This is a genomic window from Pseudomonas sp. GW456-12-1-14-TSB6 (assembly GCF_059424205.1).
Genome location: NZ_JBWKZE010000011.1, coordinates 101,171 through 124,512, shown reverse-complemented (window position 1 = coordinate 124,512; position 23,342 = coordinate 101,171). Strand labels below are relative to the sequence as shown.

The 23,342-nt window shown below is 58.3% G+C and carries 25 protein-coding genes; 9 read left to right on the top strand and 16 right to left on the bottom strand.

The annotated features are described in order from the left end of the window. Positions 1-292: 292 nt before the first annotated feature. Positions 293-1,192 carry a lipid A hydroxylase LpxO gene (lpxO, locus tag AC07Y2_RS12815; protein WP_039768931.1) on the top strand — a complete coding sequence of 300 codons (900 nt, stop codon included), beginning with the start codon at positions 293-295 and terminating at the stop codon, positions 1,190-1,192. A 41-nt stretch (positions 1,193-1,233) separates the two neighbouring features. On the opposite strand, the gene ku is transcribed toward lpxO, so the two are convergent. Next, positions 1,234-2,094, bottom strand: a complete 861-nt coding sequence (gene ku / locus AC07Y2_RS12810) for a non-homologous end joining protein Ku (RefSeq protein WP_039768210.1) — start codon at positions 2,092-2,094, stop codon at positions 1,234-1,236. A gap of 191 nt (positions 2,095-2,285) precedes the next feature. Here ku and AC07Y2_RS12805 point away from each other — a divergent pair, with 191 nt between their 5' ends. Continuing rightward, entirely contained in the window at positions 2,286-2,627 is a 342-nt protein-coding gene (locus tag AC07Y2_RS12805; protein ID WP_039768211.1) for a hypothetical protein, read from the top strand. A gap of 50 nt (positions 2,628-2,677) precedes the next feature. Beyond that, a complete protein-coding gene (locus tag AC07Y2_RS12800) occupies positions 2,678-3,823 on the top strand; it encodes a PQQ-dependent sugar dehydrogenase (protein WP_103386127.1) in 1,146 nt (381 codons plus the stop codon). Positions 3,824-3,828: 5 nt separating this feature from the next. On the opposite strand, the gene rimI is transcribed toward AC07Y2_RS12800, so the two are convergent. Next, entirely contained in the window at positions 3,829-4,932 is a 1,104-nt protein-coding gene (gene rimI / locus AC07Y2_RS12795) for a ribosomal protein S18-alanine N-acetyltransferase (protein WP_103386126.1), read from the bottom strand. Positions 4,933-5,024: 92 nt separating this feature from the next. Between rimI and AC07Y2_RS12790 the strand changes: the two genes are divergently transcribed. Together AC07Y2_RS12790 and AC07Y2_RS12785 are read left to right on the top strand one after the other, a co-directional pair. Next, positions 5,025-6,599, top strand: a complete 1,575-nt coding sequence (locus AC07Y2_RS12790) for a RimK family ATP-grasp domain-containing protein (protein WP_074690672.1) — start codon at positions 5,025-5,027, stop codon at positions 6,597-6,599. 7 nt (positions 6,600-6,606) lie between these two features. Further along, positions 6,607-7,530 carry a magnesium transporter CorA family protein gene (locus tag AC07Y2_RS12785; protein WP_103386125.1) on the top strand — a complete coding sequence of 308 codons (924 nt, stop codon included), beginning with the start codon at positions 6,607-6,609 and terminating at the stop codon, positions 7,528-7,530. On the opposite strand, the gene AC07Y2_RS12780 is transcribed toward AC07Y2_RS12785, so the two are convergent. The 3 genes from AC07Y2_RS12780 to eco form a co-directional block, all read right to left on the bottom strand. Then, positions 7,511-7,849, bottom strand: a complete 339-nt coding sequence (locus AC07Y2_RS12780) for a DUF2834 domain-containing protein (RefSeq protein WP_103386124.1) — start codon at positions 7,847-7,849, stop codon at positions 7,511-7,513. The two genes, AC07Y2_RS12785 and AC07Y2_RS12780, sit on opposite strands and share 20 nt — an antisense overlap. 90 nt (positions 7,850-7,939) lie before the next feature. After that, complete coding sequence (locus AC07Y2_RS12775; protein WP_039768220.1) at positions 7,940-8,245, bottom strand: NIPSNAP family protein; 306 nt, start codon at positions 8,243-8,245, stop codon at positions 7,940-7,942. 20 nt (positions 8,246-8,265) lie between these two features. Further along, positions 8,266-8,751: a serine protease inhibitor ecotin gene (eco, locus tag AC07Y2_RS12770; protein WP_103386123.1), complete on the bottom strand. Its 486-nt coding sequence runs from the start codon at positions 8,749-8,751 to the stop codon at positions 8,266-8,268. A gap of 371 nt (positions 8,752-9,122) precedes the next feature. On the opposite strand from eco, the gene AC07Y2_RS12765 reads away from it, so the two are divergent. After that, entirely contained in the window at positions 9,123-9,392 is a 270-nt protein-coding gene (locus tag AC07Y2_RS12765) for a DUF1652 domain-containing protein (protein ID WP_039768222.1), read from the top strand. Here the strand turns inward: AC07Y2_RS12765 and AC07Y2_RS12760 are convergent. Beyond that, positions 9,389-9,787: a hypothetical protein gene (locus AC07Y2_RS12760; RefSeq protein WP_011334037.1), complete on the bottom strand. Its 399-nt coding sequence runs from the start codon at positions 9,785-9,787 to the stop codon at positions 9,389-9,391. The genes AC07Y2_RS12765 and AC07Y2_RS12760 overlap by 4 nt on opposite strands. 90 nt (positions 9,788-9,877) lie before the next feature. Continuing rightward, on the bottom strand, positions 9,878-10,138 hold the full coding sequence (locus tag AC07Y2_RS12755; RefSeq protein ID WP_011334038.1) for a DUF2790 domain-containing protein: 261 nt from the start codon (positions 10,136-10,138) through the stop codon (positions 9,878-9,880). On the opposite strand from AC07Y2_RS12755, the gene AC07Y2_RS12750 reads away from it, so the two are divergent. Then, the gene (locus AC07Y2_RS12750; protein ID WP_158248856.1) at positions 10,131-10,268 is read left to right on the top strand and encodes a hypothetical protein; all 138 of its coding nucleotides are present in this window, start codon (positions 10,131-10,133) and stop codon (positions 10,266-10,268) included. The genes AC07Y2_RS12755 and AC07Y2_RS12750 overlap by 8 nt on opposite strands. A 364-nt stretch (positions 10,269-10,632) precedes the next feature. Next, the gene (locus AC07Y2_RS12745) at positions 10,633-10,929 is read left to right on the top strand and encodes a hypothetical protein (protein WP_025109577.1); all 297 of its coding nucleotides are present in this window, start codon (positions 10,633-10,635) and stop codon (positions 10,927-10,929) included. Between the two features lie 184 nt (positions 10,930-11,113). Here AC07Y2_RS12745 and AC07Y2_RS12740 read toward each other — a convergent pair whose 3' ends face one another. From AC07Y2_RS12740 to AC07Y2_RS12720, 5 genes are read right to left on the bottom strand one after another with little or no spacing between them, the layout of a single operon-like run. Then, positions 11,114-12,937 carry a DUF2235 domain-containing protein gene (locus AC07Y2_RS12740; protein ID WP_103386122.1) on the bottom strand — a complete coding sequence of 608 codons (1,824 nt, stop codon included), beginning with the start codon at positions 12,935-12,937 and terminating at the stop codon, positions 11,114-11,116. Beyond that, a complete protein-coding gene (locus AC07Y2_RS12735) occupies positions 12,934-13,425 on the bottom strand; it encodes a DUF3304 domain-containing protein (RefSeq protein WP_103386121.1) in 492 nt (163 codons plus the stop codon). The genes AC07Y2_RS12740 and AC07Y2_RS12735 overlap by 4 nt, the downstream gene beginning before the upstream one ends. Beyond that, the gene (locus AC07Y2_RS12730) at positions 13,422-13,946 is read right to left on the bottom strand and encodes a DUF3304 domain-containing protein (protein WP_178082851.1); all 525 of its coding nucleotides are present in this window, start codon (positions 13,944-13,946) and stop codon (positions 13,422-13,424) included. The genes AC07Y2_RS12735 and AC07Y2_RS12730 overlap by 4 nt, the downstream gene beginning before the upstream one ends. Continuing rightward, positions 13,943-14,782: a DUF4123 domain-containing protein gene (locus AC07Y2_RS12725; protein ID WP_103386120.1), complete on the bottom strand. Its 840-nt coding sequence runs from the start codon at positions 14,780-14,782 to the stop codon at positions 13,943-13,945. Before AC07Y2_RS12725 ends, AC07Y2_RS12730 begins: the two co-directional genes overlap by 4 nt. After that, a complete protein-coding gene (locus AC07Y2_RS12720; RefSeq protein WP_103386119.1) occupies positions 14,782-16,875 on the bottom strand; it encodes a type VI secretion system Vgr family protein in 2,094 nt (697 codons plus the stop codon). Before AC07Y2_RS12720 ends, AC07Y2_RS12725 begins: the two co-directional genes overlap by 1 nt. Before the next feature lie 362 nt (positions 16,876-17,237). Between AC07Y2_RS12720 and AC07Y2_RS12715 the strand changes: the two genes are divergently transcribed. After that, positions 17,238-18,539, top strand: coding sequence for an OprD family porin (locus tag AC07Y2_RS12715; protein ID WP_103386118.1), 1,302 nt, complete (start codon positions 17,238-17,240; stop codon positions 18,537-18,539). A gap of 74 nt (positions 18,540-18,613) precedes the next feature. On the opposite strand, the gene AC07Y2_RS12710 is transcribed toward AC07Y2_RS12715, so the two are convergent. From AC07Y2_RS12710 to AC07Y2_RS12695, 4 genes are all read right to left on the bottom strand, one after another. Beyond that, positions 18,614-19,234, bottom strand: a complete 621-nt coding sequence (locus AC07Y2_RS12710) for a transglycosylase SLT domain-containing protein (protein WP_039768240.1) — start codon at positions 19,232-19,234, stop codon at positions 18,614-18,616. Between the two features lie 44 nt (positions 19,235-19,278). Further along, the gene (locus AC07Y2_RS12705; RefSeq protein ID WP_103386117.1) at positions 19,279-20,217 is read right to left on the bottom strand and encodes a carbohydrate kinase family protein; all 939 of its coding nucleotides are present in this window, start codon (positions 20,215-20,217) and stop codon (positions 19,279-19,281) included. A gap of 13 nt (positions 20,218-20,230) precedes the next feature. Further along, positions 20,231-21,727: a xylulokinase gene (xylB, locus tag AC07Y2_RS12700; protein ID WP_103386116.1), complete on the bottom strand. Its 1,497-nt coding sequence runs from the start codon at positions 21,725-21,727 to the stop codon at positions 20,231-20,233. Between the two features lie 123 nt (positions 21,728-21,850). Continuing rightward, the gene (locus tag AC07Y2_RS12695; protein WP_103386115.1) at positions 21,851-23,326 is read right to left on the bottom strand and encodes a mannitol dehydrogenase family protein; all 1,476 of its coding nucleotides are present in this window, start codon (positions 23,324-23,326) and stop codon (positions 21,851-21,853) included. Between the last annotated feature and the right edge of the window lie 16 nt (positions 23,327-23,342).

Here is a 23,342-nt window from a genome sequence, read left to right as displayed (position 1 = left end):
GGGGGCGCGTAAAGTTTGGCGGCGATTGTACTGGTCTGGCTCTTTAAACGATAGGGCGGTGACATTCCGATTGCCGTTTGGCGCAATCGCGAGACAGTTTTTCACAGATGAAGGTTCACTATTGGTTACAAACTGTGGCTAAAATGCCATCCATTCACCCAATGCCTTGTCCGGCATGGGCTCAAGGATGCGCCACCGGGACGTTTTTTTTGATTTCAGACCACTGCCACAGACCTTGGGCCACAGCCCGAAAGGCGCGCAGTTTGTTCACTTCTGACGTGTGACGATTTCCGTGAAACTCATCATTGCCGCTGTATATGTCATTTCCATTGCGTACGTTCACCTGCGCGGTCGCGTACGCCACAAACTCGGTCGTCAACTGAGCGATCACTCTTCGTTCCTTGCACCGATCAACTGCTTCCTTTATCTGTTCTCGAAAAAGCCCAACACGCCTTACCTTGATCCAAAGGACTTTCCCGATCTGACTCCGTTGCAGACCCACTGGGAAGAAATCCGTGAAGAAGGTCGTAACCTGCTGCGCGCCGGCGAAATCAAACGTTCCAACCAGTACGACGACGTCGGTTTCAACTCGTTCTTCAAGACCGGCTGGAAGCGTTTCTACCTGAAGTGGTACGGCGACAGCCACCCGTCGGCGCTGCAACTGTGCCCGCGCACCACCGAACTGGTGCAGAGCATCGGCTCGATCAAGGCTGCGATGTTCGCCGAGCTGCCGCCGGGCTCGAAACTGGTGCGTCACCGCGACCCGTACGCCGGTTCCTACCGTTATCACCTGGGCCTGGAAACGCCGAACGACGCCGGTTGCTACATCAACGTCGATGGCGAGAACTATCACTGGCGCGATGGCGAAGCGGTGATGTTCGACGAGACGTTCATTCATTACGCGGAAAACACCACCGACCAGAACCGCATCATCCTGTTCTGTGACATCGAGCGCCCGATGAAGTATCGCTGGGCGGCGGCGTTCAACCGCTGGTTCAGCCGCACCGTGATGTCGGCGGCCGGTGCGCCGAACGATGCGGGTGACCGCACCGGTGGCATCAACCGGTTATTTACCAAAATCTACAAGATTCGCCTGCGCGGAAAAGAGCTCAAAAAGCGCAATCGCAAACTCTACTACATGGAAAAGTGGGCGATCTTCGGCGGTCTGCTGGCGATCTTCATCTTGATCTGACGAATCGGGCGACTGTTAAAGACAGTCGCCCGATTTCATTTTCATGAGGCCTTTTTGGTTTTCTTCGCCGCTGTTGTCTTGCTGGCGGTCTTCTTCGCCGGTTTGGCCGGAGCTTTTCCGCCCAAGCTGCGCTTGAGCAGTTCGGTCAGGTCGATAACATCTGCGGTTTTGCGCTCTTCTTCTGCAGAGACGGTCTCAACGTCTTCGATCTTGCCTTCATGGGCCTTTTTGTCCACCAGCGCCATGATCTTGTCTTCGAACTCGTCGTTGTAATCCTCGGGCGTCCAGTCCGCTGTCATGTCTTCCACCAGCCGTTTGGCCATGTCCAGTTCGCCTTTGGCCAGTTGCGGCTTGGTCACTTCGCTGCCCAGCTCAAGTTCGTCCAGGCTGCGCACTTCCTGCGGCCAGCGCAACTTCACCAGCACCAGCGCCGACTCCAGAGGCATCAGCGCCGCCAGGTATTGACGCGTATGTAAAACCACTCGGGCGAGGGCGACCTTCCGGGTTTTGCTCAGGGTTTCACGCAGCAAGGCGTAGACCTTGCCGCCGCGCTTGTCCGGAGCCAGGTAATAGGGCGTGTCGATGTTCTGCAGCGGGATCTGTTCACTGTCGACAAAGGCGAAGATATCGATGGTCTGGGTCGAAACCGGGTGTGCCGAGCGGATCTCTTCTTCGCTGAGCACCACATAGCGGCCTTTTTCGAACTGAACACCTTTGACGATGTGCTCTTTGGTGACTTCCTTGCCAGTGACCTTGTTGACCCGTTTATAGCCGACCGGGTCCATGCTGCGGCTGTCGAGCCAGTCGAAGTCGACGCCTTGGGATGACGTCGCCGAGACCAGCGCCACGGGGATGTGGACCAGACCGAAACTGATTGCGCCTTTCCAGATTGCCCGAGCCATGTGCTGTTCTCCGAGTGATGTTCGGGTGACCCGTGGCCCGGCGTAAAAGTTTCCGTTGTTTGCTGGGTGCCGCTAAACGTCAGGTCAAGCCGTGTTACATCTTGTTTAGCGGTGACGGGTTAACAAATGCGAACCCACGGCGTAGCGTGGACTCGAAGGCTCTAGTCCCTGCGCACCGAAAGAGGCCGTTCATGAACCGTTTCCTGCTTGGCATTGCGTTGCTCGCCCTCAGTGGCGGGCTGGTTCACGCCGATGGCGCAATAAGCCATACATCGCTGTTGCTGGCACAAAGTCCGACCGGCAACAGCAACAACCCCTACAACAGCCCGATCCGCCGGGCGAACCCCAACAGCATGCAGGGCACCCAGCCCAGCACTCCGCCCGTTCGCGGGCCGAACACCGTTCCCGTGCCGCGTCCACCGACCCTGGAAAATCGCGGTATCGGCAATGGCCAGCCGCTGCGCTCCGTGCCGAGCACGCCACCCACCTTCATCCCCAACCCTCCAGCCCGTGACAGCGGGAGCAACCGTTGAATGGCAGAACCGCTTCTGTCAGCCCTTCAAACGAACAAAAGGAATCGTGCATGTTGCGTAAAAACCTTCTGGCCGGCCTGTGTGCCAGTGCACTGATCACCGCCCCGGCGTTCGCCGCCGCTCCCAAAGAACTGCAAAGCGAGCAGGGCACCCTTGAAGTCACAACGATTACCCAGGGCCTCGAGCACCCATGGGCCCTGGCCTTCCTTCCTGATCGCCAGGGCATGCTGGTGACCGAACGCCCCGGCAACCTGCGCGTGGTGGATGCCGACGGCAAGCTGTCTGCGCCGATCACCGGTGTGCCGGACGTCTGGGCCAAGGGGCAGGGCGGATTGCTCGATGTGGTGCTGTCACCGGATTTCAAACAGGATCGCCTCGTGTACCTGTCCTATGCCGAGGGCGGCGGTGCGGGTGACAAGGCCGGAACGGCGGTGGGGCGTGGGCGCCTGTCGGATGACCTGAAAACCCTGAAGGACTTCAATGTGATCTTCCACCAGGAGCCGAAACTGTCGGTCGGCAATCACTTCGGCTCGCGGCTGGTGTTCGACCGGGACGGTTATCTGTTCATCACCCTGGGCGAGAACAACGACCGCCCGACCGCGCAGGACCTGGACAAGCTGCAAGGCAAGGTCGTGCGCATCTACCCCGACGGCAAGGTGCCCGATGACAATCCCTTTGTCGGCCAGTCCGGCGTACGCCCGGAGATCTGGTCCTACGGCCACCGCAATCCCCAGGGCGCCGCGCTCAATCCATGGACCGGAACGGTGTGGGAAAACGAGCACGGCCCACGCGGTGGCGACGAGGTGAACATCATCGAGCGCGGCAAAAATTACGGCTGGCCGTTGGCGACCCACGGCATCAACTACTCCATGCAACCGATCCCGGAAGCCAAGGGCAAGACCGCCGAAGGCACGGTCGGGCCGCACCATGTCTGGGAAAAATCCCCGGGCGTCACTGGCATGGCGTTCTACGATACCGACCGCTTCAAGCCGTGGCAGCACAATCTGTTCATCGGTGCGCTGGTGACGCAGGAGCTGATCCGCTTGCAGTTCGACGGCGACAAGGTGGTGCATGAAGAACGCTTGCTGGGCGAACTGAAACAGCGGATTCGTGACGTGCGTCAGGGGCCGGACGGTTACCTGTATGTGCTGACCGATGAGTCCGACGGCTCGCTGTACAAAATCGGACTCAAATGAACCCTTCACGCGGGTGAGCGAGCGTAAAGCACCACCGCCGCCCGCAATTTTCCACGACCGAAGCGGCACATTTTCTCGAACTCCCCATGGCTGACCGGCACGTGCTGGCAGTCCATGGGCTGGCGATGCTGGCTGTGATCGACATCCGGGTCGTGCAGGTAGACGAAGTCTTCGTCGCAGTCGGTGACGATCACCCAGTGCGGCGACTTGGAACGGGTTAGCCGATAGCTGCTGATCAGCACCAAGGGCTGGCCACCGTTGGCTAGCAGTGTGGGTAAATCCAGCGTTACGCCGATGACCTGATCGACATCGGTGTCGTTCAATTGCGTCATGAACTCGTCATGGACCAGGCGCATGACGTCTTTTTTATGCGCATCACGGACTCCGTCGAGAAACAGCGGCCCGCTCTTGCTCAGTTGCAAACGCACTTTAAAACCCCGGCGCCACGCTGCCAGTGCCAGACCCTGTGGGCTGCAACCGCCATGACCAGCCGTCATGAACACCGTGGTTGCCTCACGCCACAACTGCAATTCCTCGCGCCGCTCCAGCAAACGATCAGCCTGCAACGCGCTCATGGCCATCAGCAGGCAGGCCGGGCCGCAAGTGAAGTCGGTGGTTTGTCGGTAATAGGGGACCTTGATGTTGCGTGAGTCGCGGTGCTGGAGAATGCGTTTCTCCAGGCGCAGCGCGTCGGCGTGATCCTCGTAGTAGTCATGGATCAGCGCAAAGCGCCGGTAACCGTTGCGCTCGTACAGGGCGATGGCGGTGGGATTGTCGGTGCGCACCTCCAGCCGCAGGTAGGCGCAGTCGTGCTCGAGTGCGCAGGTCTCGATCTGTTGCAGCAATTGTTTTCCCAGACCGCCGCCGCGTGCCTCGGGGGCAATCGCAATGGAGTACAGGCGGGCCAGCGAGGTGCCGCGATGAAACAGCACCAGCGCATAACCGGCCAGTTGACCCTCGCGTTCGGCCACCCACAATTGCCCGTGGGCCCGGGTGATCATCCATTGGAAACTGCGGCGGGTGAGCCGGTCCGTGGTGAAACAGTGCATCTCCAGCGCGAGCAACGCTGGCAAATCCTCAATGACCGCCAGCCGAAAAACAGCATTCATATGACCACCGTAAAAGTTGCGTAACGAAACGGGACTTTCGAAAAACTTCGTGCTTAATAGAAAAGGTCTTGTTCTCCAACGGATCAATTTCTATGTCAGCGGTACAGGGTCATTGGCGCGAAGTATCCAGTCAAAGTTTGCCATCGGCAACTTATTTAAAACCGCAGATCAGAACTTCCAGTCAAGTGTTGATCATCGTCGAACGCAAGGAAGACTGGGCCTCGTATTTCCCCAGCGAAGACATCCTGACGGCCCAGGAATACCTCGAACAGCCCCCCGACAGCGAGCCGGGAAAACGGGTGCAGGTGATCAACCTTTGCCGCAGCTACAAGTACCTGGGCCACGGTTACTACTGCTCTCTGCTGGCTGAAGCCCGAGGGCACAAGGTGATTCCGTCGGTACGCACCATCAGCGAGCTGACCCGAAAATCTCTTTATGGCCTGGCACTGGATGACCTGGATAAAACCCTGGAAAAAGCCCTCAGCCATCATCTCTACAGCGACACTGAAGGTTTTACGCTGACACTTTATTTCGGCAGAACCCATATCGAGCCGTTGCAGGATCTGGCCCGGCAATTGTTTGAAGTATTTCCGTGTCCGATTCTGTTAGTTGAGTTTCGTCGAACTAACGGCTGGCACATCGAAGGAATAAAGTCTGGCGCCTTGCACAAGTTGCGCGACGATCAGGAAGATCAGTTCGCCAATGCGCTGGACGGCTTCAGTCGCAAGATCTGGCGTGTACCGCGTTCGCCGCAAGTAGCGCGATATGACCTGGCGATCCTGCATGATCCGCAGGAAGCCTTGCCACCGTCCAATGCCCGCGCTCTGGAAAACTTCGTGCGGGTCGGCAAGGGCATGGGCATCGATGTCGAGCTGATCGAACGCAAGGACTACGCAAGGCTGGCCGAGTACGACGGCCTGCTGATCCGCGAGACCACCAGCGTCGACAACCACACTTATCGCTTCGCCAAAAAAGCCGAAAGTGAAGGGCTGGTGGTGATGGACGACCCGACGTCGATCCTGCGCTGCACCAACAAGGTCTACCTCACCGACTTGCTCAACAGCCATCAACTGGGTATGCCGGCTACGGAAATTCTCTACAAGGAGCGCCCCGAAGACTTCGAACGGGTCGGCGAGCGCCTCGGTTTTCCGCTGGTGCTGAAGATCCCTGATGGTTGTTTCTCCCGTGGCGTGATCAAGGTCGAGAGCCAGCAGGCCTTGCTGGAAGCCACCGCCGAGCTGTTCGAACACTCGGTGCTGTTGCTGGCCCAGGAATTTTTCTACACCGAGTACGACTGGCGCATCGGCGTGCTCAACCGCAAACCGATCTTTGCCTGCCAGTACTTCATGTCCAAGGGCCATTGGCAGATCTACAACCACAAGGCCAAGGGTCAGGATGTCAACGGCGAATGCCGCACGCTGGCCATCCACGAAGCGCCGCGCGCGGTGGTGGAACTGGCGGTGAAGACCGCCAACCTGATCGGCGATGGCTTGTATGGCGTCGATTTGAAACAGGCCGGCGACAAGGTGGTGGTGATCGAGGTCAACGACAACCCGAACCTCGACGCCGGCATCGAAGACGCCTACCTGCAGGACGACCTGTATTCGCTGGTACTGGAAGAGTTCGTGCGGCGTCTTGAGCTGAAACGCCGCGGTCAGGCCTGGTGACCGGCCGATGATCAACAGTTTTGCACTCAATCACGGCGGTTTGCAGCGGGTCGAGCGGCTGGACGCCGAGGTGATGCTGTTCAGCGACCCGGACGCTGCCGAGCGCGACTTGCTGCACTGTCACTTCAAACTCGATGAACACGCGCTGGCCTCGGCGCTTGATCCGGACGAGGTGTCGCGGATCGAGTTTCACCCCGACCACTTGTTTCTGATCTGGAAACGCCCGGAAAACTATTCCGGCGGTGGCAGCCTGGCTTTTGAGGTTTCGTCCTGCGGCTTGCTGTTCTCGCCGGGCCAGTTGCTGGTGATCGCTACGGACGACACGCCGCTGCACGGTGTCGGTACACGTCAGCCACTGAACACGCCGCTGGATGTGTTGTTGGACTTGCTGTTCAACAACATCCATCACTACCTCGGGCATCTGAAGGTGATCAAACTGGTCGCCCGGGAGTTGCAGCAAAAATTCAACGCCTCGATGCAAAACCAGCATCTGGTGCAGATGTTCAACCTCAGCGAAAGCCTGATCTATTACATCAACGCCCTGCACAGCAACGGCGCGGTGCTGACGCGGCTGCGCAATCACGCGGAAAAACAGCATTTCGGCAGCGAATCGATCGGCCTGATCGACGACCTGATCATCGAAAACAATCAGTGCTACAAGCAGGCGGAAATCTATTCGACGGTGTTCTCCGGGCTGATCGACGCCCGGGGCAACCTGATGAACAACAGCATGAATAACCTGCTGCGCAAACTGACGCTGATCAACGTGGTGTTCCTGCCGCTCAACCTGATTGCGAGCATCGGCGGCATGTCGGAGTTCAGCATGATGACCGCCGGGACGCCGTGGTGGGTGTCGTATCCGTTGTTTCTGGCGGCGATGCTGCTGGGGGCGGGCGGGATGCTGTTCGGGCTCAGGCGTCTGGCGAATTGACGGCGGCCGGGCGCTTGCGATCCTGCAGACCCCGGATCACCAGATACAACAACGGCCCGACCGAAACAAATACCGCCGTCAGCAACAGATACGGCACCACCGACCAGCCCGACTGCCCACGCTTGCGCGCATCCTTGTACATCCAGATGCCGGCCAGGGTCGCCAGCAGGTAGAGGTCGATCACCACTTGCGCCGTGTCGGGCCGCGACATCAGGCTGATGCCGAAGTCGATCAGCGACTGTTCGGCCTGAAGCATCACGGAAACGGTATAGCCGCCAAAGGCGATCAAAGCGGTGAGGGGCAGGGCGATGGACATCAGGTATTCCTTCCTTGGTCAGATGAGTCGGAATTTCAAGTTGCGCAGCTATCAGCTATCAGCCGTTGGCAGTTGCCAACGGCGTTGAAGCGTTCAGGGCAGCAGTGGGCGAAGAAAACTGCGCTCGTAGCTGATGATGAACTTCTTTTCGACCAGATCGGCTACCAGTGCCGTGCTTTCCGGGTCGGTCAGAGCGATGTGGCGATAACTTTCGTAATCTGCCAGCGACGGGAAACTGAACAGGCAATACGCGATATTGCTCGCGCCTTCCGAGGGCAGGAAGTAACCATGATGCGTTCCTCCCAGCCGTTCGACGATGCCGAGCCAGGTCTTGGCGTAGGCCTCGAATGCGTCCAACTGATAGGGGTCAATGACGTATCTGACGTGGCAGGTAATCAAGGCTGCGGCTCCTTTGCAGATTATTCGGGTATTGCCACGCCAATCTTGTCCGAGGCCGACCAGATGCGGAAGCGCACTTCGACGTCCTGCGGTGCGTAAATCACGATCGGCAGCTTGCTGTTGTAGCGCACGGTGAAACCGTCACCGATCACCGGCACGAACGCTCGCTTTTTCTGGGTGCCGGGCGGGCAGGCCATCAGCGTGCTCATCGGGCCGCTGACTTTTTCCAGGCGGTAGAACGGATAACCCCAGCCTTCGAGGTTTTTCTCTTCGAGGGTGCCGCCCAGGCGTTGGCGGTTGCAGTCGACTTCGAGGGTCTTGCCAGCGAGGATTTCGACTTTGAAGTTTTCTTCCTGGGCCTGCTGCGGCAGGTGGATGACTTGGCGAGTGAAGCCCGCTTCGACCTTCGGATAAGGCGCGGTGTCTTCAAGTTTGGCGGCGTGGGTGAGGGTGGACAGGCTGGCGAGCATCAGGCCGGCCGTCGCGCGGACGGTGAAATTTCCCATTGAAGCCTCCTGGCGGGTGTACGTTGGTTGACGGGCATTCTCACTGTCACGGCCAATGAATGCAAACAGCCGATCGCTTGCAAATTGCAGTGCATGCACGAGCGAATCTTGCATTTTGCAACTGGCCAGTGGCCTGCCTTTTCGCCAAGCCATTGATTTGCAAGGAGGTGAATGCAACCTGATGAAAGGCACGTTTTATGCGTTGATTTGGTGCAGCGCACCGAGTTCGGGCGCCTACACTCCAATGGGCATTTCGCAGTACAGCCGCTTGTCACAACCCAAGGATTCAGCGGGGACACACCCGTGGGAACCGTGGCAACGGTCGACGTGAATACTTGATTGGCAGTCTCACAGTAAGGAGAGGTTTCGCCATGTTTCTGTCTGCCTTGGAACTCCGCAACATCATTGAAAGCAGTTTTCTACCGAAACGCTGCCAGTGCACGCTGTCCCCGGATCTGTCGATGACCGTCAAAGTGTATGGCGATCACCAGACCGATCAGGTTGAGCTGCAGGTGAGTGGCATCGATGCCAGTCATTTGAACAGCTGTCGCGAAATCAACGGCCTGATCGCCGGGTTGCGCTCGGATCTTGCGCAACAAACGGCAACCCATCATTCAGTGCCGCGATCCCGAGTCGTCTAACCGACTGTTTCACCCAGTTCGACCGTCACGCGCCGGGCCTGCAAGAAGCCAAGGCCCAGCGCGAACTCGACCAGCACCGCGAGCAGAATCCCGGGGCCGGCGTGGCCGTTGAGCCATTCAGCAAACCCCAGCACCGCCAAGCCAAAACAGCCGACGATAAAACCGTTGCTCAGAGCATTGCGTGCGATCGAGACCGGCGCGTTGCGCACCAGATAAAACATCACCCCCAACGCCGCAAACAGCACCGCGCTGCGCCGTGCGACGAATCCGGCGGCTTCCGAATACTCGATGCTCCAGATCGCCAGCAACATCTGTGGTGCCAGACCCCACGCCAAGGAAAGCAGAAAACACAGGGAGAAGGTGAGGGTCGAGAGCGTGCGGAACGACAACTGCATGGCGAATCCTTGCGGCAGTGAGGAGGGCCCCGAGCATACTCTTCGAGACCCGTGCTCGCCTACCGCAAAGCCGCAAATCAGAGCTTTCTGTCAGTTCTGGAAGCTGCATGCGTCAGATAATTTCCGGTAACTGATTTCTTCCGGTTTGCCGGTGTTGTCGAGATACTTCATGTCGGCGGTGATGACCTTGCACTCCTGCGTCTGCGGCTCGGTCAGGGAAACCACTTTGGCGACATGCAGCGGCATGCCGTATTCATAGGGAACAGCCTTGGAGGTGTCATTGGCCTGGGCCAGCCCGGCAAACGCGGTGCAGGCGAGGGCGGTGGTGAGCAGGAACGGACGAATGTTCATGATGGACTCCGGTGCGACGGAAATGGAGTTCGGCGGATTGCCAGCCAAACCTGCCGCACTGGGCGTCAGCCAAGGGCTGAGGGCGTGCGGTTCAGTAGAGTTTTTGACCGCGGCGTTAAGCGATGGTTAACCGGGCTGAACGCCGGCTGTCTGGGCGGGGATTGTTTCGTGGGGGAGTCTCGGCGGATTCCTACAAGGGTGGATGCCTTGTCTGCTTTCGGGGGCTGGAGTGGGGCGGTTATGGTTTGGCGTCGCTGCAAAATCAGCGACTTAGGTTTGGTCACCTAACGTAATCACCTGTGCATGTGTGCCATTATTCGCCCCGACGAACATTCGTGTCCGTGGAGTGCATTGCTGTGGCGGCTGTGTGCAGGGTCGCCTTCGGGCGAGCCGAGTCAGGTGGTTCTCGGTTGACCAAGCCTGTACACAGTCCGCCTCCCCATCGTTTGGTCACGGTGCTGGCGGTTACTTTCAAGCTGCCTTGAGTAATTCCAATGCCAATCCTGAAATTAAGCTCCGCCCGCTATCTCCCGCTCAACAGCGGCGTCACCGACAGCGCACCGCTGGTCATCGACACCCAAGCCAATCCGAAAGACCTCTTCGAAGCCGCCGTGCAACGCATCCGCGCCGCAGCCGACCTGCTCGAAACCCTGCACTGCCTGTGCTTCAAGCACGCCGATGTCCAGGACATTCCCCACATCACCCATGCGCTGTACTTGCTGACGCAGGATGGCAGTGATTTGCTTCAGGTTGCGCAGCAGAAAATGTTGAACTGGCAGGCGCCGGTTTGATGATTTTCGGGACGGTTTAACACGAACGGGCGGAGTATCTCTGCCCGTTTTGATCGTTGATGTGTGGGCTTGTAATGCCCAAAGCGTGAGCGCCTAGCCCCGATTGGAATCAAACGGGCTGGTCAACTCAGAACTCTATTGTCGAGGTTTTCGTCTTGAGCCCCGCTGTAGATTTTTCCTTGCTTCAGGTCGATGCGCCGGACGATCTCGTCGATGGCTTACGCATCGTCTGCTCCAGATAATCCGGTGCCATACCTTTGGTCTTGTTTAGGCTAGGCATGTCGAATTCCCTAACGCGGAAATACTTTGGTATCGGAGTGGACAGGGTCTGGGGAAACTGTTGAACCATGTATTGATCGTTAACATAAAACTCAAGCAGATCCTCAACATCGAAACTGAGGGGCTTGGTTACGGGGCTGTACCATTCGTCCAGCAAAGCTTTAACGGGGCCTGAAGGAAAACTGGTTTTCAGCCTCCATGCTTCGCGATCCACCTCTTCGAGCCAAGACAGTTCTTTCCGAAGGGCAGCCTTGTCTTGCTGCGTTTGCTTTAGAGCTTGATCACGTTTTGCAGCGTCAGCATCGCTTTCACTGCTCATCCCCAGTGCACGTGCAATTGAACCTTGTTTGCCAAGGATAGGACGTTGAAGGCGCTCCTCCGCGTCGTCATATGCTTTGTGTTGTCCGCGATAAAGCTCCCACAGACCGCGTAATCGTTGGATGTATAAACGTCGGTGAGCTAAAAAGCCTTCAGCAGACACTTTTTTGTTGCCTGCATTGCTCATGTAGTCTTTGCTTGCCCCGATCGCGCTGGTGCCATTGATGTGATCATTGAGAACAAAGAACTCAGCAGCATCCGCATCGGCTTCATGCAATTCATTTAGAGTAAGAAATGGCACCCCGGCGCGATAAGCCGCTTGATACATCTCGTGCAGGCTCGCCAGATGAAGTTCAGTGCTATGAGGCACGTCTCGTTTTTTTAAACCGCCCCCTACGTCATAACTTGTACCTGGTACCAGGCGCTCTTCCCATTTCGGGGTTGAGGTGCCAGTCCCGATCAATCTAGAACGGCGGGTGTCTTGACATTCGTGTGCCGCCACGAGATGAAGAGCAGATTTGACAGGGCCTGCCAAGCATTCGCCATCGTCGACAGTATTTACGATTGGAATTAAATACTCCAAGACGATGGAGCTTTCGCCGCTTCGGTCCACAGAGTCGAACAAGCCAGCAAAAATCACCTCAAGTTTTACGCCTTTCAGAGTGGTCGTGCCGGGATCGCACTCTTCAAATAGCTTATGGATAAACGCCCGGGCCAGGCTCGCGCCGAAGTCGAATCCGAAAACAGACACTGCAACTCGTTTTACCGGGACACCTGTCTCGGCTTTTGCTGATTCGAGGGTGTCCTCCACAACTTTAAATGCTGCTTCAAGCCGTGTATCGACGCCAGTTTTCAGGTAAGTAGCTGTTATTTCGTTATCACGCGTAATTGCAAAAACATCAAGAGCTGCAGGTGCGGCCGCTTTGATCGCGCCTGTAATGACATTGCCGATCTTGAGGTTGTTGAGTAGCGATTCCCACCACTTTTTCCCTGTCAGAACATCTTTTACGGCATCTAATGGGCTATTTTTTGCCGTATCCTCGGGTGATTTGGTAGCGCTATCCTTTGCTTTGCTTATTGCACCCTCCAATCCTGCACCCGTTAATTCGACAGCACCGCCAAGCGTGGCGTCGAACTCGGTAGCCAAACCGGAAATATAAAATCTTCGAATTTTTTCGGCTGTTTCGCTTTTTTTTATCTTGTCATCAGGGTGCGCAAGGAATAAGCGAGCAACGTTGCTTAGGCAATCCTCCTTGAGGTCACTAGCTAAATTTCGCCCGAATCCATCAAAAAAGAAGCTTAACTGCAATGTTGTTTCACAGGGCAAAACGGCTTTTTTTTGATTCCCTGCGCAACTGCTTGCTTTGGTACTGACTGATTGAGCGCGATCCAGATTATTGGTGGTACTCATTCCCCGCCTCCTTGCACTTTATTGCTTTCCAATTTCGGAACCTCATCGAATGGACTGATAAGGCCAGGGCTCCACTTTAGCTCCACAATATTGCCAGGAAGAAAGCGGACATGAAGATAGACGTCATTTCGCTGGCGCTCGGGTAGAGGCAAAGTCTGTTCATGGTTTTCTTTTTTTAATCCTTGTCGGAGTTGCTCTCCGGTGCGGCTGAGGATCCAAGTAACTTTAACAGTAGGCCCCTCGATTCTCTTGCAGCACATTACGCCGCCCCGACTCATCGCAAAAAGATTACCCCCCCAAAAATCATTGATCCAAAAACTGAGAATTGGCCTTTCCATATGATTTTCAGAGGTCAGCATCGCCCCAGGCGTACGAAACTGGTTGTAAAGGTACGAACCCAGGAAAGGCAGCAGTAAAACAAGCAGCCCAATGACCAGGTTGCGGCGGCGCCAGATTTTTTGCCGCTTCATGTTCATAGCCACAGTCATACTGCTAGATTCCTTCCTGATGTTGGGTATTGCTCAGTCGGAAGTCGCTTTGAGGAACTTCCTTTTTCGTCTTTTACTTGAGAACAGGCTGCTTCGTTCGGTGCGTGTTTTGTGTCCAGTGTTGTTGAGGACCAAACAAGTTCGATGCTGTTTTCAGGGAGAAAGTAGACGTGCAATGTATCGTCTCCTGCTTTTCGCTCGGGCATGGGCAATAACGCTTCGTGCCGCTCTATCGTCATGCCCTGTTCCTCCTGAGATTTTGACAGGCTCAGGATCCAGACTATTTTTGCCTGGTCACCGGACAGGTCCCAGCAACAAGTCACACCGCCATTTCCGCCCCAGTGATCATTGACCCAGTAACTGCCAACGGGCCTGTTCATGTAGTTATGGGACGTCAACGCCGCACCTGGCGTTCGGGTGCTGTTGTAAACGAACAAGGCCAGAACAAGGAAGGAAAGAGTCAGGATGCCGATTGCTGAACTTCGATATTTCCCTTTGTGGTTATTAAGTTGTCGACTCACTCCGACAACTCCCTCATCACAACCCCAAGCGGCAACTTCTCCCCAACAGCCCGCTCTTTGGCTTTGTTCCACATCGGCCAATTCGCCGGAAACTCGGGATCCATCAATTGCAGGCTGGCAAACAGGCTGACGTCTTCCGGGTCCGACAAGCCTTCTGCGCGACCTGCGTCCAGCGCCTGCTTGACCTGGTTCAACCGGTCGCCATGGCAGCTACTGGTGAATACCTCTGGCGCGTCTTTTTCCAGTTCGGTGGTCAGGTTGTAGGGCAGGGGGTCGACCTCCATGTCCTTCCATAACCTGGCGTCGAGGAAAATCGGCTGGTACTTGCCCGGTTGTTCCAGGTTGAGCCCTTTGAAGCATTGCCACTCATCATCCGCCGTTGGCACCCACCACTCTTGCAACGGGCCGAAAAGCCAGGCATGCCAAGACAGATCGTCGCGGGCGTGGAGCATCGGCAGTACTTCGGGGGCGTAGCTGCGGATCATCAGGACTTCGCCGGCTTCGTTTTTTGCCAGCAAGGCGTCGCTCAGGTGCGCCGCGAGTTTGTCGGCAGGGCAGTCGGTGCGGATCCAGATGGCCATGGCAGTGCAGCCGGTAAAGTATTCGTGGGCGAGAAAGGCCTCGAATTCCATGTCGCTGACGTCCACGAGCCATGGGCCGTAGTTGCGCAATTCGGCGAATTCCGATTGAAGCATCAAGGGGCGGCGTGACGGATCGGATTTGAGGAATTGCTGTCGAGCCGGCTCGGAGAGCAGGCCCGCTTCAACGATTGCGAATCTCGACTGTGCGTTTTTATGCGCCTCTACCCAGGCTTTCGCTGCGTCGTCCTTCGTCATCAATTGGCTCCCGATTGCAGGGCCAGTTTTTCCCGCATGGCTTTCTTCAGGCACTCAACGCAGATGCCTTTCGGCGCCTTCAGCTTCGGCACTACGGCCAGCGATTCAGCCTCGATCTTTTGATTCAGCCGGGTTTGCATCAAGCGTCCGGCCTTGTCGAGGGCGGCCAGGCCAGGGATGAAAGGCACAAGGATCTGAATGCCTGAGCCCACACCCGGCGCACCGCCGGTGTTGGCCTTCACTTCCGCACCGCTGATGGTCACGCCACCCGCATCGACCTTGACGAAACTGCCGCCAGCCTTGGCCGTCAGTTCCATTCCGCCTTCGATCACCACTTTCTCGCCGGCGTGGTAGTGAATCTCCGTGCCCGCTTCCACGAACTGACCGGTGCCAACTTTCACATGCTGGGTCACGCCGACAGTCAGGTGATCGTTGGCGCGCATTTCGCTCTTGCGATCCAGGTGGGTGATGCGGTGTTCCTCGACCTTGAATTCACTTAAAACATTGGCTTCAACGGTGTCATGCCGTTCATTGCCAACCCGAATCTTCTGATCGTGCTCGATGTTTTCATCCCAGTCGCGCTGGGCGTGGATGTAGATCTGTTCCGCGCCTTTCTTGTCTTCGATGCGAAATTCGTTGTAGCCCTTGCCGCCCGGTGAACTCAGGGTTTTGAAGGTGCTACGGGTCTTGTTCGCCGGCAAGTCGTAGGGGACGACGTTTTCCTTGTGGTACAGGCAGCCGGTCACCAATGGCTGGTCGGGGTCGCCTTCAAGGAAGGTCACCAGCACTTCCATGCCGATGCGTGGAATGGCGATGCCGCCGTAGGCTGCGCCGGCCCAGCCGCTGGCGACGCGCAGCCAGCAGGTGGTCTTGTCGTCGGCCTGGCCTTCTCGGTCCCAGTGGAATTGCACTTTCACGCGGCCGTACTGGTCGCAGTGGATTTCTTCGCCGGCGGGGCCGGTGACGATCGCGGTCTGGCTGCCGAGGACTTTTGGTTTCGGGTGTTCGAGGGCAGGGCGGTAGTGGGCGTCCCACGGGGTGGCCACGAACGAGTTGCGGTAGCCCTGGTGGAAATCGCTCTTGTTGTCGGTGACGTCGCTGGTGACGTTTTCGCCCAGCACTTGCGGCTGTTTGCCTTCGTGGAAGACTTCCAGCAGCAGCCACAAATCGTTCCATTCGGCGCGCGGATGTTCGGCCAGGGTCATGAAGTGGCCGCTGGTCAGGGTTGGTTCGTCACCTTTGCCTTCGGCGAGTTTGTAGTCGCTGCGATGGCGCTCCAGCGCGCGGGTCGAGAGGAACTTGCCGCGCTCGCGCGTGGTGAAGCGGCCGGGGTAGTCGTAGTCTTCCAGGTCTGGCATGAACGCGGATTTGACCGCGCTTTCGGGCAGGATCTTTGGTTTTTCGAAATCGTAATCGCGGCGGCTGACGCGGCTGGTGCGGGTTTCCAGGCGCAGGTTGAAGCGCTTGATCACCGGTTTGTCGGCGGTCATGCCGGAGTCTTGCTGGTAGTTGACCGGTTTCAGTTTGCGGAACACGGTCTGGTCATCGCCGAACACCAGTTTGTGGCCGCTGCTGCTGTGCTGGAAGTGAAAGTGAATGCCTTCCTCTTCGCACAGGCGCTGGATGAAATGCAGGTCGGATTCGTCGTACTGCACGCAGTAGTCGCGTTCCGGGTATTCGGCGCCGAGCTGGAAGCTGTAGGCGTTGGCCAGGATGCCGCGATCTTCCAGCACCTGGGCAATGATCTTCGGCACGGTGAGGTTCTGGAAAATCTGCTGGTCATGGTTGTGCCGCAGGTAGGCCAGTTGCGGCACCAGGCTCAGGCTGTAGCGGGTCAGGGTCTTGCCGGAATCGCCTTGCTCGATGCGATACACCAGACCATGAATCTTGCCCTCGCCAGTGGCGCCGAAGGTCAGGCAGCCAGGCTTGTGCAGGAGTTCTTCAAGGTTGAGGTCGGGACGGGCGCTGACCAGTTCGAGGTCGAAACGGAACGGCTCGTTGAGGGCTTCGCGACCGGTGAAGCTGAGGACCTGCAGGTCGGCGGAAGCGCCTTCGAGCGTGAGGGTAATGTGGGTAGCATTGGCGTCCAGCATGCCTTGTTTTCCGTCCTTTGGATTAGCGTGGGCGGATGGTGCAGGATTAAACCGCCTCGTTCAAGGCGCAAATGCCGTAGAGGCAGTGGTCAGAACCCATAGGGAAAACCCTTAGGCCTACGGTTTGGCCCAGTAAAACAGGCACTTGCGGACGAACCAATCTGTCGCGAACGCCGAATACCGCGTCCGGGAACAACCAGTCAGTTTCAGACTAAAGTCGCCTGTAGCACGTCAAAGCCATCTGCCATCATTGCCGTTCACCCCCGCGTGTTCACTGCCTCCCGGTTCTTCACTGGTCCGGGACGGGAGCTATTTCTGGTTGTTTGCGCCTCTGCGCAATCGTTGTTCTGTTGGAGTTTTCAATGCGTCCCCCATTTCCCCTCATCACCCCGCGCCAGTCGCTTGGCTTCGGAGCCTTTGTGCTGTGCGCCGGTTTTACCGCGCAGGTCCAGGCCGGCGGTTTTTTCGAAGACACCACGGCGAAGATCGAATCGCGCACGGTGTACTTCAACCGCGATTTCCGTGACGGGCACACCTCCAGTGATCAGGGCGCGTCCAAGCGCGAAGAGTCGGCGCAGGGTTTCATTCTCAATCTGCAATCGGGCTACACCGAAGGCACTGTCGGTTTCGGGATCGATGCGCTGGGCATGGCGGGTTTCCAGCTCGATTCCAGCCCGGATCGCAGCAACAGCGGCCTGTTGCCGTCCAGCGGCGGCGACCCGCGCGGTTCGAAAGGTCAGTACGCGAAGATGGGCCTGACCGCCAAGGTCAAAGTCTCGGATACGGTGCTGAAATACGGCGCGCTGCTGCCGGATCTGCCGCTGCTCAAGTACAACGACGGCCGCCTGCTGCCGACGATGTTCAACGGTGCGATGCTGACCTCCAAAGAGGTGAAGGACCTGACCTTCATGGCCGCGCGTCTGGACAAATACACCGCCCGGGATTCGACCGATTCGCAAGACATCCGCGTGCACTGCAAGAACAAGCGTTATGCCTGCAACACCACCGCCGATCATTTCGACATGTACGGCTTCGACTACAAGATCAACGATCGCCTGACCGCGCAGTACCACTATGCCGAGCTGGAAGACATCTATCGCCAGCACTTCGTGGGTCTGTTGGCCAATCAGCCGCTGGGTGACGGTGTGCTGAAAGCCGATCTGCGTTTGCTGAAAAGCGCCGACAGCGGCGATGCGAAAGCGGGCTCAATCGACAACCGCGCGTTGAGCGGCATGCTGTCTTACGGCATCAGCGGTCACACCTTCAGCGCTGGCTGGCAGCGTATGAACGGTGACAACTCGATGCCGTATCTGGATGGCAGCAACCCGTATCTGGTGAACTACGTGCAGGTCAACGACTTCGCCGCCGCCCAGGAACGTTCCTGGCAGTTGCGTTACGACTATGACTTCAAGGCGATCGGCATCAACGGCTTGAGTTTCCTGACCCGCTACGTGAACGGCGATCACATCAAGGTCCCGGGCAGCGATCAGGAAGGCAAAGAGTGGGAACGCGACAGCGAGCTGAAGTACGTGATTCAGACCGGGACGTTCAAGGATGTCAGCCTGCGTTTGCGTAATGCGACTTACCGCACCAACTACGAGAAGTTTGCACGGGATGTGGATGAGACCCGGTTGATTGTGAGTTACAACTTTTCGGTGTTGTAACCCACAGGTCGGCGGTGTTTGAACTGACGCCATCGCGGGGTTGCCCACGATGGCGTCCTAAAGGGCACCGAAGGTCAGAGCCAATGCCAGAACCGGCTCCAGAACCCGCGATTCAGATCATCCTTGCACGCCGCGTATTGCTGACCGTACATGTCCGAGCGGTTCTGCACCTTGCGCGCCACCGGCGGCAGCCACGCCTTGCTGGCGTAAGTCTTCTGCCGGAAACCGCCCCAGCCCTCGTGGTAGTTGAGGTACTGGTTGTAGGCGTCGTACTTGTACACGCCGTTGATCGAGGTGGTCTTGTCCATGTACCAGCCGACGAAGTCGATGGCGTCGTCGAAGTCTTCGCGATCGGCGCCGTAGCGACCGGTGCTTTTCTGGTAGTCGGACCAGACTTCATCCTTGGCCTGTGCATAGCCGGAGGCCGTCGAAACCCGGCCCCACGGGATCACCCACAACAGGTATTTGCGCGGCGTCTTGGCGTCGTAGCGGTAGCCGGACTCCTGATACATGATCGCAAACGGCACCTGGATCGGTACGCCCCAGCGTTTTTGCGTGACTTGCGCCGCGTCGTACCAATCACTCTTTTCGCGGAAAATCTCGCAGAGGTTTTCCGGTGAACGCGGTGGCGATGTTCCGCAACCGGTCAACAGTGCCGCCAATACCAAGAGTCCAACCGTGCGCCCCGAATTCAAAAGCCGTCATCCCGTCGTGCAAAAAAGGGCGCCAGTCTACGCGGTCAGGTCAACTGGTGGCGATAAGGCAAATCCGGACCTGTTTTACTGCATGTAAGGGCGGCGGCCTGTACGGCAAACCTGAGCATGCCGTCGATCTGTTCGCGGCTCAGGTGCTGCACGCCTTCCACCGAATCCAGCTCGTGCTCCGTCAGCCAGGTGATCAACGCGGCCTGGAAGGTATCGCCGGCGCCGACGGTGTCGGCAATCTTCACCGAGCTTGCCGGCACCGACCATGAGCCGTGAGCGCGGTTGAAGACTGTTGCACCTTCACCGCCACGGGTCAGAAACACCACTTGGCAGCGATGCTGCAGCCAACCTTCGATGACCCGCTGTGGATCCTGCTCGGGGTACAGCAGGTTCAAATCCTCATCGCTGACTTTGATCAGGTCCACCAACGGCACCAGCGTGGCGATCCGCTCGCGCCACAGGTCGATGTTCGGCTCGGGGTTGAGGCGCACGTTCGGGTCGAGGCTGATCAGGCGTTTACCGCTTTCGCGTTGCACCAGCGCAAGCAAGGTATCGGCAACCGGTTGCACCACCAGCGAGAACGAACCGAAGTGCAAACCGCGCACTTCCGGGCTCAGCGATGGCAGATGGGTCAGGCTCAGCTGACGGTCGGCGCAGCCTTCACCCCGGAAGCTGTAATGCGGCGAGCCGTTGGCACCCACCGCGACCATCGCCAGGGTGGTCGGCGCAGCGAAATCCACCAGATAGTCCGGGCGTACGCCTTCATCCCGCAGCACTTGATGCAAGCGTCGGCCGAGGTAGTCGGTGGACAGCCCGCCGAACAGCGCCGAATCAACGCCCAGACGGCGCAAACCCACCGCCACGTTGAACGGCGAGCCACCGGCAATCGCCTTGAAATTGACTTTCGATGCCTGTCCGCCGGCATCGTCTTCGCTGAAGAAATCGAACAGTGCTTCGCCACACACCAGGTACATAGTTGTTTGCTCTTTATAAGGTTGCGACATGCAGTCGATAGCGTTCATAGGCCTGCTGGAAGGCCGCGACATTCGCGGCAACCGGCAGGGTTTCACTGTTCAGATCGAGCTTCACGCAGCGCTGGCACAGATCGGCCAGGGTGTCTTCGTGGCCGTTCGACCACGATTTGCACCACGCCGCCTGAATCGCCGCGCCGAGGGCTGCGGCTTCGCTCTGCTCGGTGCAGATCACCGGGGTGTTCATGATGTCGGCGACGATCTGCCGCCACACCGCGCTTTTCGAGCCGCCGCCGATCAGGCAAATGCTGCGGCTTTGTAAACCATTCTGGCGCAACAGATCCAGCCCATAACGCAGGCCGAAGGTGGTGCCTTCGACGGCGGCGCGGCACAGATTGGCCTGGGTCAGGTTATCGATGGTCAGGCCGTGCAGGCTGCCGCTGGCGTGGGGCAGGGGCGGCACGCGTTCGCCGTTGAGGAACGGCAACATGCTCACGCCTTCTGCGCCGATCGGGGCTTGGGCCACCAAGGTGTTGAAGGCGTCGAGATCGAGGTTGAACAGTTCGCGGATCGCGCCGGTGGCGTTGGTCAGGTTCATGGTGCAGATCAACGGCAGCCAGCCGCCGCTCGAGGAACAGAAGGTCGCGACCGACGCGTCCGGGCTGACCTTCGGCGCTTCGGCGTAGGCGTACACCGTGCCGGAAGAACCGAGGCTCATGGTGATCGCCCCCGGCTGAATATTGCCGGTGCCGATAGCGCCCATCATGTTGTCGCCGCCACCGCTGGACACCACCGCGTTGGGGTTGATGCCCAGCTGTTCGGCGATTGCGGGCAGGATCGTGCCGACCGCTTGATGGGCGTCGATCAGTTCCGGCAGCGCGGATTGCAGACGACCGCTGGCGTCGATGTCGCGCAGCAGCTGCAAATCCCAGTGGCGGGTGCGCACATTGAAATAGCCGGTGCCGGACGCATCGCCGTATTCGCTGCATGCACGGCCGGTGAGCCAGAAATTCAGGTAGTCGTGGGGCAACAGGATTCGCGCGATGCGGGCGAACACATCCGGATGCTGTTCCTTGGTCCACAGCAGTTTGGAGACGGTGTAGCCCGGCGCGATGACCACGCCGAGGTGTTCCAGCGAACCTTGCTCACCGCCCAGATGAGCGAGCAGTTGATCGTTCTCTGGTGTGGTCTCCGTGTCGCACCAGAGCTTGGCCGGGCGCAGGACCTGGCCTTGATCGTCGAGCAGCACCAGGCCGTGTTGCTGGCCGGAAACGCCGATGCCCTGGATTGACTGACCGTCGACATTCGCCGCCAGTAAAGCGCGGCGGGTGGCGAGGGCGAAGGCTTCCAGCCATTGCGCGGTGTCTTGCTCGCGACGGCCGTTGGCGCCGCTGATCATCGTGTGGGCGGCGGCGCCCTGGCCCAACACCTGACCGCTGGTGGCGTCGAGGATGATGGCTTTGGTGCCTTGGGTGCCGCAGTCGATGCCGAGGAAGAGTTGCTGGGTTGTCATATGCTCTCCACAAAGATCGTTCCCATGCTCCGCGTGGGAATGCCTCAATGGACGCTCTGCGTCCGCTGTTGAATGGGACGCGGAGCGTCCCGGGCTGCATTCCCACGCAGAGCGTGGGAACGATCAGGCGACGAGAATTTTTTCCAGAGTTCGTGTCACGCCTTCTTCACGCAAGCTATTCAGGCACCACTCGAACGCCGCAACAAACTCTGGCGAACGCGGTATCGCCACCCCGAAAATCTCCTCAACCCCCAATAACCGCTCAGTGATCAAAGCATCCTCTGCCACCAACCCCTGACAGAACGCCGCCCGAGGATCCGGAATCGAGTAAGTGTCGCCATTCTCATCCACACCCTTCAGATAAAGCGCCCAGGCCGCCACCACCAACGCCGCACGCTTGGTCTCACGCCCATCGGCAATCAACCGATTGATCGTTGGAATAGTGAACTTGGGAAACTTCGACGAACCATCCGAGCAAACCCGCTCCAGCTGATCAGCAATCGCCTGATTGGAAAACCGCGCCACCAACGTGTCCTTGTACTCGGTCAGGTCGATGCCCGGCACCGGCGCCAGTTGCGGGGTTACGTCCAGGTCCATGTAGGCGCGCATGTAGCGCACGAACAGCGGGTCGTTCATGGTCTCGTGAACGAAGCGGTAACCCTTCAAAAAGCCCAGATAGGTCAGCGCCAGATGGCTGCCGTTGAGCAGTTTGATCTTCATCTCTTCGTAGGGTGAAACGTCGTCGGTGAACTGCACGCCGACCTTTTCCCAGGCCGGGCGGCCGTTGACGAACTTGTCCTCCAGCACCCATTGCACGAAGGGTTCGCAGACTACCGGCCAGGCGTCATCGACGGCGTGTTTGTCCGCCAGTTGCAGGCGATGCGCGGTGCTGGTCATCGGCGTGATGCGGTCGACCATGGCGTTGGGGAAACTGACGTTGGCGTCGATCCAGTCGTGCAGGTCCGGATCCAGCAAAGCAGTAAAGGCCAACAGTGCCTTGCGGGTGACGGCGCCGTTGTGCGGCAGGTTATCGCAGGACATCACCGTGAACGCCGGAGTGCCCGCCGCACGCCGCTTGGCCAGCGCCGCACAGAGGAAACCGAACACGGTTTTCGGCTGTTGCGGGTTCGTCAGATCGTGCTGAATCTGCGGCAGGTGCGCCATGAATTCGCCGTTGCTGTCGTCGATGCAATAACCGCCTTCGGTGATGGTCAGCGAGACGATGCGGATCTGCGGATCGGCGAGTTTGTCGATCAGCGCCTGGGCGCTGTCCTCGGCCAGCAGCATGTCGCGGATCGCACCGATGACGCGGACTTCGGTGTCGTCGCTGTCGCCCAGTTCGAACAGGGTGAACAGGTAGTCCTGTTCCTTGAGGTCATCGCGGGCACGGCGGTCCTCGGCGCGCAGGCCGACGCCGCAAATTGCCCAGTCCAGCGCTTCGCCGGTGTTCATCAGCGCGTCGGTGTAATACGCCTGATGCGCGCGATGGAAGCCGCCGACGCCAATGTGAGCGATGCCCTGGCGGGTTTCGCTCAGGCTGTAGGCCGGAAGCTTCACTTCGGCGGCCAGGCGGTCGAGGTTTTGCTTGTTCAGTTTCATCGGGTCAGTCTCGAAA

What these genes read in the sequence shown, in the direction of transcription:
- ku (WP_039768210.1), bottom strand. Translation starts at nt 2,094, where the DNA reads ATGGCTCGGGCAATCTGGAAAGGCGCAATCAGTTTCGGTCTGGTCCAC.
- AC07Y2_RS12805 (WP_039768211.1), top strand. Translation starts at nt 2,286, where the DNA reads ATGAACCGTTTCCTGCTTGGCATTGCGTTGCTCGCCCTCAGTGGCGGG.
- AC07Y2_RS12800 (WP_103386127.1), top strand. Translation starts at nt 2,678, where the DNA reads ATGTTGCGTAAAAACCTTCTGGCCGGCCTGTGTGCCAGTGCACTGATC.
- rimI (WP_103386126.1), bottom strand. Translation starts at nt 4,932, where the DNA reads ATGAATGCTGTTTTTCGGCTGGCGGTCATTGAGGATTTGCCAGCGTTG.
- AC07Y2_RS12790 (WP_074690672.1), top strand. Translation starts at nt 5,025, where the DNA reads ATGTCAGCGGTACAGGGTCATTGGCGCGAAGTATCCAGTCAAAGTTTG.
- AC07Y2_RS12785 (WP_103386125.1), top strand. Translation starts at nt 6,607, where the DNA reads ATGATCAACAGTTTTGCACTCAATCACGGCGGTTTGCAGCGGGTCGAG.
- eco (WP_103386123.1), bottom strand. Translation starts at nt 8,751, where the DNA reads ATGGGAAATTTCACCGTCCGCGCGACGGCCGGCCTGATGCTCGCCAGC.
- AC07Y2_RS12765 (WP_039768222.1), top strand. Translation starts at nt 9,123, where the DNA reads ATGTTTCTGTCTGCCTTGGAACTCCGCAACATCATTGAAAGCAGTTTT.
- AC07Y2_RS12760 (WP_011334037.1), bottom strand. Translation starts at nt 9,787, where the DNA reads ATGCAGTTGTCGTTCCGCACGCTCTCGACCCTCACCTTCTCCCTGTGT.
- AC07Y2_RS12750 (WP_158248856.1), top strand. Translation starts at nt 10,131, where the DNA reads ATGTTCATGATGGACTCCGGTGCGACGGAAATGGAGTTCGGCGGATTG.
- AC07Y2_RS12755 (WP_011334038.1), bottom strand. Translation starts at nt 10,138, where the DNA reads ATGAACATTCGTCCGTTCCTGCTCACCACCGCCCTCGCCTGCACCGCG.
- AC07Y2_RS12745 (WP_025109577.1), top strand. Translation starts at nt 10,633, where the DNA reads ATGCCAATCCTGAAATTAAGCTCCGCCCGCTATCTCCCGCTCAACAGC.
- AC07Y2_RS12740 (WP_103386122.1), bottom strand. Translation starts at nt 12,937, where the DNA reads ATGAGTACCACCAATAATCTGGATCGCGCTCAATCAGTCAGTACCAAA.
- AC07Y2_RS12735 (WP_103386121.1), bottom strand. Translation starts at nt 13,425, where the DNA reads ATGACTGTGGCTATGAACATGAAGCGGCAAAAAATCTGGCGCCGCCGC.
- AC07Y2_RS12725 (WP_103386120.1), bottom strand. Translation starts at nt 14,782, where the DNA reads ATGACGAAGGACGACGCAGCGAAAGCCTGGGTAGAGGCGCATAAAAAC.
- AC07Y2_RS12720 (WP_103386119.1), bottom strand. Translation starts at nt 16,875, where the DNA reads ATGCTGGACGCCAATGCTACCCACATTACCCTCACGCTCGAAGGCGCT.
- AC07Y2_RS12715 (WP_103386118.1), top strand. Translation starts at nt 17,238, where the DNA reads ATGCGTCCCCCATTTCCCCTCATCACCCCGCGCCAGTCGCTTGGCTTC.
- AC07Y2_RS12705 (WP_103386117.1), bottom strand. Translation starts at nt 20,217, where the DNA reads ATGTACCTGGTGTGTGGCGAAGCACTGTTCGATTTCTTCAGCGAAGAC.
- xylB (WP_103386116.1), bottom strand. Translation starts at nt 21,727, where the DNA reads ATGACAACCCAGCAACTCTTCCTCGGCATCGACTGCGGCACCCAAGGC.
- AC07Y2_RS12695 (WP_103386115.1), bottom strand. Translation starts at nt 23,326, where the DNA reads ATGAAACTGAACAAGCAAAACCTCGACCGCCTGGCCGCCGAAGTGAAG.